The organism is Streptococcus sp. HMSC077F03, assembly GCF_001812375.1.
GTDB classification, from domain to species: domain Bacteria; phylum Bacillota; class Bacilli; order Lactobacillales; family Streptococcaceae; genus Streptococcus; species Streptococcus oralis_S.
On sequence record NZ_KV808776.1, the window covers coordinates 132,703 to 145,484 of the forward strand.

The window sequence follows — 12,782 nt, forward strand, 5'->3', positions numbered from 1 at the left end:
AGGGCATATGAAACTATCCAAACGTGTACTAGAAATGGAAGAAAGCGTCACTCTAGCTAGTGATGCAAGAGCCAAAGCATTAAAAGCTCAGGGAAAGGATGTTCTTTTCTTAACCTTGGGACAGCCTGATTTTCATACTCCTGAAAACATTCAGGAGGCAGCGGTAGAAGCGATTCGAGATGGACGTGCTTCCTTCTATACAGTTGCTTCAGGCCTACCAGAGTTAAAAGCGGCGGTTAATACCTACTTTGAACGCTATTATGGCTATTCTGTAGCAGCAAACGAGGTTACCTTTGCCACTGGTGCTAAGTTCTCTCTCTACACCTTCTTTATGGCTGTGGTCAATCCAGATGATGAGGTCATCATCCCTACACCATACTGGGTCAGCTATGGAGATCAAGTCAAAATGGCAGAAGGTGTGCCGGTCTTTGTCCAGGCCAAGGAAGACAATCACTTTAAAGTAACAGTAGAACAGCTAGAAGCAGCCCGAACAGACAAGACCAAGGTCTTGGTTCTCAATTCGCCATCGAATCCGACTGGTATGATTTACTCTCGTGAGGAACTCATGGCTATCGGAAATTGGGCTGTTGAACATGATATTCTCATCCTAGCAGATGATATTTATGGTCGTTTGGTTTATAACGGGAATGAGTTTGTTCCAATTTCTAGTCTGTCAGAAGCCATTCGCAAGCAAACCATCGTGATTAATGGTGTATCTAAGGCCTATGCTATGACTGGTTGGCGGGTAGGTTATGCTGTGGGAAATCCTGAGATTATTGCTGCCATGAGCAAACTAACAGGACAAACGACCTCAAATCTGACAGCAGTATCCCAATATGCTACCATTGAAGCCCTAACTGGACCGCAAGACTCTGTTGAAACCATGCGCCAAGCCTTTGAAGAACGTTTGAATACCATTTATCCACTCTTGTGCCAAGTCCCAGGTTTTGAAGTTGTCAAGCCCCAAGGAGCCTTCTATCTCTTCCCAAATGTTAAAAAAGCGATGGAGATGAAGGGTTATACTGATGTGACAGAGTTTACAACGGCTATTCTCGAAGAAGTCGGACTGGCCTTGATTACAGGGGCTGGATTTGGAGCACCAGAAAATGTTCGTCTCAGCTATGCCACAGACTTGGATACATTAAAAGAAGCTATTCGTCGTTTGCATCAATTTATGGAAAAATAAAACTTGGAATCTTCGCCTTTTTAGCGAAGATTTTTTGTAACGAAAATCTCGCGATTTTTCTCTAGTAGAACCTAGCTATCACAGTCTATTTATGGTAAAATAGTGGGTAATGATGTCTTCGGACAAGTTAAACGAAAAAAGGAAGATAGATTATGACAAAACGTGTAACAATTATCGATGTAAAAGACTACGTTGGTCAAGAAGTGACCATCGGAGCCTGGGTTGCCAACAAATCTGGAAAAGGGAAAATTGCCTTCTTGCAATTGCGTGATGGAACAGCCTTCTTCCAAGGTGTAGCCTTTAAACCAAACTTTGTAGAAAAATTTGGTGAAGAAGTGGGACTTGAGAAGTTTGACACCATCAAACGCTTGAGCCAAGAAACTTCTGTTTATGTGACAGGAATTGTCAAAGAAGACGAACGTTCTAAGTTTGGCTATGAGTTGGATATTACAGACATCGAAGTGATTGGTGAATCTCAAGACTACCCAATCACACCAAAAGAACACGGAACAGACTTCTTGATGGACAACCGTCACTTGTGGCTCCGTTCTCGTAAGCAAGTGGCTGTGATGCAAATCCGTAACGCGATCATTTATGCAACTTATGAGTTCTTTGATAAGAACGGATTCATGAAGTTTGATAGCCCAATTCTTTCAGGAAATGCGGCAGAAGATTCAACAGAACTCTTTGAAACAGACTACTTTGGAACTCCAGCCTACTTGAGCCAATCAGGTCAGCTTTACCTAGAAGCAGGGGCTATGGCTCTTGGCCGTGTCTTTGACTTTGGTCCAGTATTCCGTGCTGAAAAATCAAAAACACGCCGTCACTTGACTGAGTTCTGGATGATGGATGCGGAGTACTCATACTTGACACACGATGAATCACTTGACTTGCAAGAAGCTTACGTAAAAGCCCTTCTTCAAGGTGTACTTGACCGTGCTCCCCAAGCCTTGGAAACTTTGGAACGTGATACAGATCTTTTGAAACGCTACATTGCAGAGCAATTCAAACGCATCACTTACGATCAAGCCATTGACCTCTTGCAAGAGCATGAGAATGATGAAGATGCTGACTATGAGCATCTTGAGCATGGCGATGACTTTGGTTCACCACACGAAACCTGGATTTCAAACCACTTTGGTGTGCCAACATTTGTCATGAACTACCCAGCAGCTATCAAGGCCTTCTACATGAAACCAGTTCCTGGAAATCCAGAGCGCGTACTTTGTGCAGACTTGCTTGCCCCAGAAGGTTACGGAGAAATCATCGGTGGTTCTATGCGTGAGGAAGACTACGATGCCCTTGTAGCTAAGATGGATGAACTTGGTATGGATCGTACAGAATATGAATTCTACCTTGACCTTCGTAAATATGGTACAGTACCACATGGTGGATTTGGTATCGGTATCGAGCGTATGGTAACTTTCGCAGCAGGAACTAAACATATCCGCGAAGCTATTCCATTCCCACGTATGTTGCACCGTATTAAACCGTAAAATAAATCAAAACGCCCTAGGGGCGTTTTTTCAAAGTAGAAGAAAGAAGAGGTGAGGGACATGTAAAGCACAGATTAACAAGTGACAGACACAAAGATATATACACTTGTTAAAGGAGAAATGATGTTTAAACCAAATTATCGGAAGAATATCGGTCTCATGGCTGGGGTGGAATTTTTTGCCTTTTTGGGCATTACTAGCTTTTGGATTCTATTTCTCAGTCAAAACGGGATGTCGCTTTGGCAGATTGGCTTATTGGAAAGTATTTTTCATGCCACCAGTGTCATTTGTGAAATTCCCTCTGGAATGTTAGCTGACCGCTATTCATATAAAACCAATCTTTATCTCAGTCGGATTGCTGGGATTGCGTCGTCTATTCTCATGTTACTAGGGCAAGGTAATTTTTGGATTTATGCACTCGCTATGGTGGTGAGTGCCTTGTCTTATAATTTTGATTCGGGGACGAGTGCAGCTATGGTTTATGATTCGGCCGTGGAGGCTGGATTAAAAGAGCGCTACTTGTCTATCTCAAGTTTTATGTCAGGAGTAGCAGAAGGAACTCGGTCTTTGGGGACCGTTTTAGCGGGATTTTTTGTCCATGGTCAATTGCACTTGACCTACTATATCATGATTGCCACTTCTATAATCGTCCTATTCTTAACTTGGATGCTAAAAGAGCCTAGTGTTAAAGCGCAAAAATCTGAGCGCCTGACCATGAAAAAGATTATGTTGACTGTTAAAGAGGAGCTGCAGAGAAATCCCAGTCTTTTTGGTTGGATGATTCTGTCCCAAATCATCGGGACACTGATGTGCATGTTTTATTTTTACTATCAAAATCAACTGCCGGACTTAGAAGGATGGCAGATTTCGATGGTTATGCTGATGGGCAGTGCTTTGAATATCTGGGCAGTTTATCTAGCAAGTAAGATTGGAAAGAAGTATTCCGCCTTAAAGCTCTTTCCAATTCTTGTACTCTTGACGGGAGTGACCTACTTACTTTCCTACTTTGGTACGCCACTGATTTATATTTTGATTTATTTGATTAGTAACGCCTTATATGCTCTCTTTCAACCGATTTTTGACAACGATTTACAAAATCGACTCCCAAGTGAGGTACGTGCAACCATGCTAAGTGTCTACTCCATGATGTTCAGCCTGAGTATGATTGTTATTTTTCCTCTGACGGGGTGGCTGATTGATGCTCTAGGTTTTGTAGAAGCCTTTATTTACTTAGGATTCTTTTTAGTAATAGTCGGCTTTTCACTATTCTTCATTTTGAAAGAGATGGCCAGAGCTTTAGAACTGAAAGAGAATATTATTTCTAATCAATAGAGTTATTTTTCATTTTTCTCTTTTTTCTCTTGCTATCTACTAGTATTTCTAGTATAATAGTTTATTGTGAGCAAACCTCACTTACCCCTTGCAAAGACTAGGGGTCATTAGACCAAAAGGAGGAACATATCAATGGCTAAATACGAAATTCTTTATATCATTCGTCCAAACATTGAAGAAGAAGCGAAAAACGCTTTGGTAGCACGTTTTGACTCTATCTTGACTGACAACGGTGCAACTGTTGTTGAATCAAAATCATGGGAAAAACGTCGTCTTGCATACGAAATCCAAGATTTCCGCGAAGGACTTTACCACATCGTTAACGTTGAAGCTAACGACGACGCAGCTCTTAAAGAGTTTGACCGTCTTTCAAAAATCAACGCTGACATTCTTCGTCACATGATCGTCAAACTTGACGCGTAAGAAGGTAAATTATGATTAACAATGTTGTACTTGTAGGGCGTATGACTCGTGACGCTGAGTTGCGTTATACCCCATCAAATGTAGCAGTTGCGACTTTTACTCTTGCAGTAAACCGTACATTTAAGAGTCAAAATGGCGAACGTGAGGCTGATTTTATCAATGTCGTTATGTGGCGCCAACAGGCTGAAAATCTTGCTAACTGGGCTAAAAAAGGCTCTCTTATCGGGATTACAGGTCGTATCCAGACTCGTAGTTACGATAACCAGCAAGGACAACGTGTCTACGTAACAGAAGTCGTGGCTGAGAATTTCCAAATGTTGGAAAGCCGCGGAGTGCGCGAAGGACATTCAAGTGGAGCTTATTCTGCACCAACTGCTGGTCAATCAGCACCTGCAAACCCAGTACCAGACTTTTCACGTTCTGAAAATCCATTCGGAGCAACCAATCCATTGGACATTTCAGATGATGATTTACCATTCTAATGGACAATTAATACTATAAAGGAGAAAAAACATGGCTCAACAACGTCGTGGCGGATTCAAACGCCGTAAAAAAGTTGATTACATCGCAGCAAACAAAATTGAATATGTTGATTACAAAGATACTGAACTTCTTAGCCGTTTCGTTTCAGAACGTGGGAAAATCCTTCCACGTCGTGTAACAGGAACTTCAGCTAAAAACCAACGTAAAGTAACAACAGCTATCAAACGCGCTCGCGTAATGGCTTTGATGCCTTTCGTAAACGAAGATTAAAAAAGAGGTCCAGTGGACCTCTTTTTCATGAGCTCGGAAATAAGAAAGCGAATAAGATCCTTACGGGTCTTTTTTTCACGAGCCTTGAAATGAGAAGGCGAGTTCAGTCTGGGTGGACCTCTTTTTCAGATTTTTTATAGGATTTTGTTAGAAAGGATTTCCTGTTGACATAGTAAGATTCTTTTGTCTTACTAGGTTTTTTCTTTTAATCTTTATTATCGTGCTATAATGGTAGAAGAAAGCTATAAAGGAGCAACTTATGAAGAGGACATGTTCAATTAGAAAAATGCAAGAATCTGACATAAAAGAACTATCTCGAGGATTTATCAGCCAAGGTTGGCCAAGTAGAGAGGAGATTTTAACTCGATACTTTAAGGAGCAAGAAAGTGGGGAGAGAGAAGTCTTAGTTGCAGAGGTTGAGGGTGCTTTGGCGGGTTATATCTCAATTTTGCCCTGCGCTAAGCAGGGGCCTTTTGCAGAAATCTATCCAGAACTCTCAGATTTTAATGTCTTTGAACCTTTTCAAAATCAAGGTATTGGAAATCTCTTGCTGGAAGAAGCAGAAAAACGAGTTAGGCTCATATCGGATAAGGTGACCCTTGGTGTTGGGCTCCATTCAGGGTATGGACCTGCCCAGAGATTGTACATCAAACGAGGCTATATTCCAGATGGGACGGGTGTTTGGTATCAGAACCATCAACCGGCCATGAATGCGGTTTGTGAAGATATCGGAGAATTGATCTTGTATCTGTCGAAAAATTTGTTTTAAGACAGATTTTATAAGATTTAGATTTTAAATATAGTAAACAATCACAGTCCCTTTTTCATTCGAAAAAGGGATTTATTTGTTTGAAATTGTTTAATTTATTCCTCAAAGTGATAAAATATAATTGTTTGAAATATCAAGATAAAAATAAATATCGAAAAAAACATATAAGGTTTAGTTTTTTTAAAATACGGATTCTTTGAAAAGTCTTAAAATTTCCTAAAATAAGGCTTTTTGAAGGTTGTAAATAACATTGTTACAAAAAGGTTACAAATTGTTAAAAATCAATTAAATGCAATAGTATACTTTAATAATAAATTGACATTTAGATTAATAGGCGGTAATATAATTATGATGCTCAAATTAATTGATTTGAGAAATAATTGGATATAGTGATTAATATCATGTATCAAATATTATTGTAACAAAAGGATACTATAATGAAAAAACTGAAAGTGATGGTTGTTTTTGGGACACGACCGGAAGCTATTAAAATGGCCCCTTTAGTGTTGGAATTGCAAAAACATAGTGACAGTATTGAGACGATCACAGTTGTGACAGCTCAGCATCGTCAAATGCTGGACCAAGTTCTTGAAACGTTTAGCATCGAGCCACATTATGACCTGGATATTATGGGGAAAAATCAATCCCTTTTAGATATTACTGGAAAAATTTTAGAAAAGTTTGATCCAGTTGTTAAGCAAGAACTTCCAGATATAATTCTTGTTCATGGAGATACAACGACAACTTTTGCAGCAAGCTTAGTTGCTTTCTATAATCAGGTGCGTATCGGCCACGTTGAAGCTGGTCTAAGGACCTTTGATAAATATTCTCCTTTCCCAGAAGAGATGAATCGTCAGATGACAGATAGTCTTGCGGATCTTTATTTTGCTCCAACTAGTGAGAGTAAAGAAAATCTCCTCAAGGAAAATCACCCTGAGTCTGCTATTGTCATTACGGGAAATACAGCCATTGATGCCTTGAAACTAACCGTTCAATCGGATTACTATCATGAAGTTCTAGATCAATTGGACCCAGATAAGAAACTTGTATTGGTAACCATGCACCGTCGTGAGAATCAAGGTCAACCAATGAGAAATGTCTTTGCAGCTTTACGTGAGATGGTCGATCTTCATCAGGAAATTGAAGTTGTTTATCCTGTTCACCTTAGCCCTGCTGTGCAAGAAGCAGCAAAAGATATCTTAGCTGGTCACGATCGTATTCACTTGATTGAACCTCTAGATGTACTTGATTTTCATAATTTGGCTTCGAGAAGCTATTTTATCATGACCGACTCTGGCGGAGTTCAAGAAGAGGCGCCTTCTCTCGGCAAACCTGTCCTTGTCCTTCGTGACACGACGGAACGTCCAGAAGGAGTACGTGCGGGTACTTTGAAGCTAGTTGGTACGGATCCAGTAAGTGTGAAAGAAGCGATGACAGCACTCTTAACAGATGAAACTCTTTATGGACAAATGTCTCAGGCACCAAATCCTTATGGAGATGGAAATGCATCAGAAAGAATTGTACAAACTATTAAACATTATTTTGGTTTTGCTGAATCTGCATCAGAGTTTCAAGAAGGAGCTAGGACAAAATGAAAAATTGGTATAGATTTAGAAACTGGTTTCTGACTTTGCTTGGATGTGAGCTTCTTTTGTTGGTACTTTGCTTTTTCTATGCTCGAACTATTATTTTAGAGCAACTATTGTTTTTTGCCTTAGCCTTATTTTCGGTTTTAGTTTTATCTGATTTACTCCTTGCTTGGACACTTATCTTATCTTTTGGATTGGGAGTCATTGTTTTAATAGCAGGTGTAGTTTTCATCCCTAATTCTTCAGTTCTGCTTTTATTAATCAGTTTTCCAACATTGCTTGGTATTCTAATGAAGGTTCGACATTATTTATTAAAAATGGCTTCAAAGGTTCAGGATCAAGAAGATGATGCCAAATCAGATTATCATTCTATGATAAATAAACAAAGTGAATCTGTGCTACAGTCAGTACTAATTCATTGGTCGCATGAGGACCTATTTTTTCAGATAAATCCGAGAGAATATAATCGCATGTTAGTTCGTATTCAAGAAATAATTGCTCAAAAACTAAGTTACAATGATAAACTTTACTATCTTTCGGAGGGGAATTTTATTATATTATCTCATGATAGTCAGATTTCTTTACAGGAATTTTGTTTGAATAATATAGTGAAGGATCTAGAGGCTTTGCATTTCCATGGAAAAAATGGAATGCAAGAGATTCAATTTCAATTAGGTTACTTAGTGGTTGACTCGCAAAATAAAAGTAAGTATCAAAATTACTCTGATTTAGTGAGCTATTTGAAACGTCAATTAGAGACGGATATAATTGTAGAATATTAGGAGGGGAAATGACTCTAACAGACCTATTTTTCAGAATTGCTTTGGGAGTGAGTTTCTTTTTTGGAATTTGTTTTGCCATACTATTTATTGCATATAATATTCTTTACTATCGGGTGAATAAGAATTTTAAGGCGGTGAAACATGATTAGTCAAATACTGATGATTTTTACCTTGCTTACAATTTGGATTTCTCTAGCATGGGGCTTGGTAATTCTCTTTTCAGCTGTTCACTTTTGGTTTAAACACAGCGATTTTCGTGTAGACACTTCGCCCTTGCCTTATTATCCGAAGGTTACCATTGTCGTACCTGCTCATAATGAGGATGTGGTTATTGCACAGACGACAAAAGCTATCTTGGACATGAATTATCCTCACGACCGTGTGGAGTTGCTCTTGTTTGCGGATAACTGTTCGGACAATACCTATGCAGAGTGTTTGTCTGTACAAGCTATGCCTGAATATGCAGGAAGAAATCTTACTATTATCGACCGTACTGGTACGGGAGGAAAAGCGGGCGTTCTAAACGATGCTTTGGAGATGGCAACGGGCGAATATATCTGTGTTTATGATGCGGATGCCATGCCTGAAAAAAATGCTCTTTATTTCCTTGTAAAAGAAGTGATGAAGGATCCAGAACGTCACGTGGCATCTTTCGGTCGCAACAAGACTCGAAATGCCAATCAAAATTTCTTGACTCGTTGTATCAACCAAGAAATCGTTGTTACTCAGCGCGTGCACCACGTTGGAATGTGGCATCTCTTTAAAATTGGGCGTATCCCAGGAACCAACTTTCTCATTCAAACCGACTTTGTAAAGAGTATCGGTGGTTGGAAAAATGGTGCCTTAACCGAGGATACCGATATTTCCTTCAAAATCATGCAGAGCGGTAAATTGATTGCCCTTGCCTATAATTCAGAGGCTTTCCAACAAGAACCTGAGACCTTAAAGAGTTACTATATGCAGCGTAAACGTTGGGCGAAAGGAAATTATGAAGTTGTTCTCTCAAACTTTAAGCATTTATTTAGCAGAGGAAACTGGCGTGTCAAACTAGAAGTCTTTAACTATTCGTGTGTTTTCTTTTGGTTTAACTTTGCCATTGTCCTATCGGATTTGATTTTCCTAGCGAATGTGCTAGCTATCTGCCTTAATCTTTTCTTACCAGATGTCAGAGTTCCATTCGCTTTTGATGCGGACAATATCTACATCGCCCAGCTCATGCTCTTCAACTGGATACTTATGATTGGTCTCTATTTGATGCAAATTATGACGGCATTAGCAAGTCAATTTGGACAAGCGACGACTAAACAAATCTGGTTGGCCTTGGCATCTTATTTTAGTTATTCTCAGATCTTTATCATCGTATCGGTTGATTCTATTTCATCTATTATACTGGATAAGGTACTTCGACGGAAAGAAACCAAGTGGGTTAAAACCAAACGGTTTGCAGGATAGGAGGTTCTATGAAAACAAATAAATTAAAATATGTCTGGTTTGTGCTCATCCTATCTATCTTTTGTTTAGCCTTGTTTTTAGCAAGAGGAAGGACTAAAATCGAGATGCGGAATCGAATTTACAGCCAATGGAGCCAACAGTTCCTTGTTACAAAAGGCGATCAGTCTTTTGTTCGTACGACGAATGATTCTGAGGAAACGACAGTTCTATCAGAAGCCCAAAGTTACGGTATGCTCATAACGGTTTTAGCAGCCCAAAAAGGACAAGCAAGTCAAGCAGATTTTGATAACCTCTATCGCTATTATCAAAATCATCGCATAGAGGGAACGCAGTTAATGTCTTGGAAACAAGTGATCAAAAATGGTAGTGAAACGGTCAAAAAGCAAAATGCAACTGATGGAGATCTCTACATCGCTTATTCTTTGATTGAAGCTTCTAAGCAGTGGCCAGATAAAGCTCAGGAATACCAAGAACAAGCTAAAAAAATCTTAGAAGATATACTTCGATATAATTACAATAAAGAGACGGGTGTTTTAACAGTAGGGAACTGGGCAAATAAGAATTCCGATTATTATTACTTGATGCGGACATCTGATACTCTTCCTCACTATTTCCAGTCTTTCTATGACCTGACTGGAAACAAACAGTGGTTAGATGTTAAGGATAAGATGCTTGGCAAACTAGAGCAAATCAGTTCCCATTCTGATACAGGTCTCTTGCCAGACTTTATCTGGGCGGAGAAGTCCGGGGCACGTCTTGTTGATGCCAACACTATCGAATCTCAATACGATGGGGCGTACTCTTATAACGCTTGTCGTTTGCCTTATCACCTGTCACAGAGTCAGGATGAAAGAAGCCAAAAACTCGTTCAAAAGATGATGGATTTCTTTATGAAAGAGCAACGCATTTATGCTGGTTATGACTTGAACGGAACGGCCCTCAATCAATACCAGGCAGGTAGTTTCTTGGCACCGATTACCTATGCATCTGACAAGGGAGAAGGTTATCTGAAACTTCTTCAGCAAAATAAATACATTTTCACACAAGATTTACCTTTGGACAACTACTATGATGCAACGATGATTACCATGATTGCTCTAGAGATGTTCTAGAATGAAAAGAGAGGGCTAGTTTTTCTGGCTCTCTTTTTGATAGGATTTTCATCTTTTTTCAAAAAAGGAATTTCATCAGCTTTATGGTATAATGGAAAGAGTGATAAAAAAGAGGTAGAGAGATGGATGCGAAATTAAAATACAAGGCAAAAAAGATTAAAATCGTCTTTTTTGATATTGATGATACCTTGCGTACGTCAAAGACAGGTTTTATTCCAGCTACAATTACCACTGTCTTTAAACAGTTGCGTGAAAAAGGAATCTTAACAGGAATTGCCTCTGGGCGCGGTATTTTTGGTGTTGTTCCAGAGATTCGTGAGCTCAAAACTGACTTTTTTGTAACTCTAAATGGGGGTTATATCGAAGATAAAAAAGGCCAGGTCATTTATCAACATCAGATTGACAAGTCAGATGTTGAGGAGTACATTTCTTGGACGAAGGAAGAGGGAATTGAGTACGGCTTGGTTGGTAGTCATGACGCCAAACTCTCCACGCGAACAGAACTGATCAGTGAAGCTATTGACCCGATTTATCCGAACTTGGATGTGGATCCTAACTTCCATGAAAAAGCAGATATTTACCAGATGTGGACCTTTGAAGATAAAGGGGATGGCTTGCACTTGCCAGATTCATTGTCGGATAAACTTCGCATGGTGCGTTGGCATGAACATTCATCAGATATCGTGCCGATTTCAGGTTCGAAAGCTGCTGGTGTAGCCAAGGTGGTGGAGCACTTAGGCTTGAAACCAGAGAATGTTATGGTCTTTGGGGATGGGCTCAATGACTTGGAACTCTTTGATTATGCTGGAATCAGTATTGCCATGGGAGTTTCCCATGAAAAAATCAAAGAAAAAGCAGATTATATTACAAAAACAGTAGAAGAAGATGGCATTTTTGATGCCTTAGAAGGATTTGGTATGGTAGAAAAAGAATTGCATTTCCCACAAGTAGACATTGAAACAGCAGAAGGTCCTCTTGCGACCATTAAGACAAATCACGGAGACTTGCGTATCAAGCTCTTCCCTGAACATGCTCCCAAAACAGTAGCCAACTTTGTTGCTCTGTCAAAAGACGGTTACTATGATGGTGTGATTTTCCATCGCATTATCAAGGACTTTATGATCCAAGGTGGAGATCCAACTGGTACTGGTATGGGGGGAGAATCAATCTACGGTGACTCTTTTGAAGATGAATTTTCTGAAGAACTTTATAATATCCGTGGTGCCCTTTCTATGGCCAATGCGGGTCCAAATACCAATGGTAGCCAGTTCTTTATCGTGCAAAACCAACATTTGCCATACTCTAAGAAAGAGATTGCGCGTGGTGGCTGGCCTGAACCAATCGCTGAGATTTATGCAGAACAAGGTGGAACTCCTCACCTTGACCGCCGCCATACTGTTTTCGGGCAGTTGGTAGACGCAGAATCGTTTGCGGTCTTGGATGCCATTGCAGCTGTTGAGACTGGTGTAATGGACAAACCAGTTGAAGATGTAGTAATTGAAACGATTGAAATTGAGGACTAGAATGAAAATTGGTGATAAGCTAACTGGGCGTATTACAGGAGTTCAGCCCTATGGTGCCTTTGTCGAGTTAGAGACAGGGGTGACAGGGCTGATTCACATCTCGGAGATTCGGACGGGATTTATTGAAAATATCTATGACATTTTAAAAATTGGCGATGAAGTTCAAGTTCAGGTGGTGGATTTTGACGAATATACTGGAAAGGCCAGTCTTTCCATACGTACCTTGGAAGAGGAAAAGCATCAATTACCAAGACGGAGACGTTTTTCAAATGATCGGATCAAGCACGGATTTGCTCCTCTTGCCCGAATGATGCCTGTTTGGACGCGTGAGGCATTAGAGCATTTAAAGAAGAAGCCATAAATAC

At 39.9% G+C, this 12,782-nt stretch carries 13 protein-coding genes; all 13 read left to right on the top strand.

Features of this window, described 5'->3' with window-relative positions:
- The first annotated feature begins 7 nt into the window (after positions 1-7).
- The gene (locus tag HMPREF2853_RS04635) at positions 8-1,186 is read left to right on the top strand and encodes a pyridoxal phosphate-dependent aminotransferase (protein WP_070535073.1); all 1,179 of its coding nucleotides are present in this window, start codon (positions 8-10) and stop codon (positions 1,184-1,186) included.
- A gap of 152 nt (positions 1,187-1,338) precedes the next feature.
- Entirely contained in the window at positions 1,339-2,682 is a 1,344-nt protein-coding gene (asnS, locus tag HMPREF2853_RS04640) for an asparagine--tRNA ligase (RefSeq protein ID WP_070535075.1), read from the top strand.
- A gap of 123 nt (positions 2,683-2,805) precedes the next feature.
- Positions 2,806-4,014 (top strand): MFS transporter, encoded by a 1,209-nt coding sequence (locus HMPREF2853_RS04645; RefSeq protein WP_070535077.1) that lies wholly within the window; start codon positions 2,806-2,808, stop codon positions 4,012-4,014.
- A 132-nt stretch (positions 4,015-4,146) separates the two neighbouring features.
- On the top strand, positions 4,147-4,437 hold the full coding sequence (gene rpsF, locus HMPREF2853_RS04650) for a 30S ribosomal protein S6 (protein WP_001151782.1): 291 nt from the start codon (positions 4,147-4,149) through the stop codon (positions 4,435-4,437).
- Between the two features lie 11 nt (positions 4,438-4,448).
- Entirely contained in the window at positions 4,449-4,919 is a 471-nt protein-coding gene (ssbA, locus tag HMPREF2853_RS04655; RefSeq protein ID WP_049500896.1) for a single-stranded DNA-binding protein SsbA, read from the top strand.
- A gap of 31 nt (positions 4,920-4,950) precedes the next feature.
- Positions 4,951-5,190 carry a 30S ribosomal protein S18 gene (gene rpsR / locus HMPREF2853_RS04660; RefSeq protein WP_000068664.1) on the top strand — a complete coding sequence of 80 codons (240 nt, stop codon included), beginning with the start codon at positions 4,951-4,953 and terminating at the stop codon, positions 5,188-5,190.
- Positions 5,191-5,449: 259 nt separating this feature from the next.
- Positions 5,450-5,959, top strand: a complete 510-nt coding sequence (locus HMPREF2853_RS04665; protein WP_070535079.1) for a GNAT family N-acetyltransferase — start codon at positions 5,450-5,452, stop codon at positions 5,957-5,959.
- A gap of 437 nt (positions 5,960-6,396) precedes the next feature.
- Positions 6,397-7,554 carry a non-hydrolyzing UDP-N-acetylglucosamine 2-epimerase gene (wecB, locus tag HMPREF2853_RS04670; protein WP_070535082.1) on the top strand — a complete coding sequence of 386 codons (1,158 nt, stop codon included), beginning with the start codon at positions 6,397-6,399 and terminating at the stop codon, positions 7,552-7,554.
- Positions 7,551-8,330 carry a hypothetical protein gene (locus HMPREF2853_RS04675; protein WP_070535084.1) on the top strand — a complete coding sequence of 260 codons (780 nt, stop codon included), beginning with the start codon at positions 7,551-7,553 and terminating at the stop codon, positions 8,328-8,330. The genes wecB and HMPREF2853_RS04675 overlap by 4 nt, the downstream gene beginning before the upstream one ends.
- Before the next feature lie 141 nt (positions 8,331-8,471).
- Positions 8,472-9,782, top strand: a complete 1,311-nt coding sequence (locus HMPREF2853_RS04680) for a glycosyltransferase family 2 protein (protein WP_070535086.1) — start codon at positions 8,472-8,474, stop codon at positions 9,780-9,782.
- Between the two features lie 8 nt (positions 9,783-9,790).
- Positions 9,791-10,894, top strand: coding sequence for a family 8 glycosyl hydrolase (locus HMPREF2853_RS04685; RefSeq protein WP_070535088.1), 1,104 nt, complete (start codon positions 9,791-9,793; stop codon positions 10,892-10,894).
- Positions 10,895-11,016: 122 nt separating this feature from the next.
- Positions 11,017-12,417 (top strand): bifunctional Cof-type HAD-IIB family hydrolase/peptidylprolyl isomerase, encoded by a 1,401-nt coding sequence (locus HMPREF2853_RS04690; RefSeq protein ID WP_070535090.1) that lies wholly within the window; start codon positions 11,017-11,019, stop codon positions 12,415-12,417.
- Between the two features lies 1 nt (position 12,418).
- Positions 12,419-12,778 carry a S1 RNA-binding domain-containing protein gene (locus HMPREF2853_RS04695; protein ID WP_049550527.1) on the top strand — a complete coding sequence of 120 codons (360 nt, stop codon included), beginning with the start codon at positions 12,419-12,421 and terminating at the stop codon, positions 12,776-12,778.
- Positions 12,779-12,782 lie beyond the last annotated feature (4 nt).

What these genes read in the sequence shown, in the direction of transcription:
- HMPREF2853_RS04635 (WP_070535073.1), top strand. Translation starts at nt 8, where the DNA reads ATGAAACTATCCAAACGTGTACTAGAAATGGAAGAAAGCGTCACTCTA.
- asnS (WP_070535075.1), top strand. Translation starts at nt 1,339, where the DNA reads ATGACAAAACGTGTAACAATTATCGATGTAAAAGACTACGTTGGTCAA.
- HMPREF2853_RS04645 (WP_070535077.1), top strand. Translation starts at nt 2,806, where the DNA reads ATGTTTAAACCAAATTATCGGAAGAATATCGGTCTCATGGCTGGGGTG.
- rpsF (WP_001151782.1), top strand. Translation starts at nt 4,147, where the DNA reads ATGGCTAAATACGAAATTCTTTATATCATTCGTCCAAACATTGAAGAA.
- ssbA (WP_049500896.1), top strand. Translation starts at nt 4,449, where the DNA reads ATGATTAACAATGTTGTACTTGTAGGGCGTATGACTCGTGACGCTGAG.
- rpsR (WP_000068664.1), top strand. Translation starts at nt 4,951, where the DNA reads ATGGCTCAACAACGTCGTGGCGGATTCAAACGCCGTAAAAAAGTTGAT.
- HMPREF2853_RS04665 (WP_070535079.1), top strand. Translation starts at nt 5,450, where the DNA reads ATGAAGAGGACATGTTCAATTAGAAAAATGCAAGAATCTGACATAAAA.
- wecB (WP_070535082.1), top strand. Translation starts at nt 6,397, where the DNA reads ATGAAAAAACTGAAAGTGATGGTTGTTTTTGGGACACGACCGGAAGCT.
- HMPREF2853_RS04675 (WP_070535084.1), top strand. Translation starts at nt 7,551, where the DNA reads ATGAAAAATTGGTATAGATTTAGAAACTGGTTTCTGACTTTGCTTGGA.
- HMPREF2853_RS04680 (WP_070535086.1), top strand. Translation starts at nt 8,472, where the DNA reads ATGATTAGTCAAATACTGATGATTTTTACCTTGCTTACAATTTGGATT.
- HMPREF2853_RS04685 (WP_070535088.1), top strand. Translation starts at nt 9,791, where the DNA reads ATGAAAACAAATAAATTAAAATATGTCTGGTTTGTGCTCATCCTATCT.
- HMPREF2853_RS04690 (WP_070535090.1), top strand. Translation starts at nt 11,017, where the DNA reads ATGGATGCGAAATTAAAATACAAGGCAAAAAAGATTAAAATCGTCTTT.
- HMPREF2853_RS04695 (WP_049550527.1), top strand. Translation starts at nt 12,419, where the DNA reads ATGAAAATTGGTGATAAGCTAACTGGGCGTATTACAGGAGTTCAGCCC.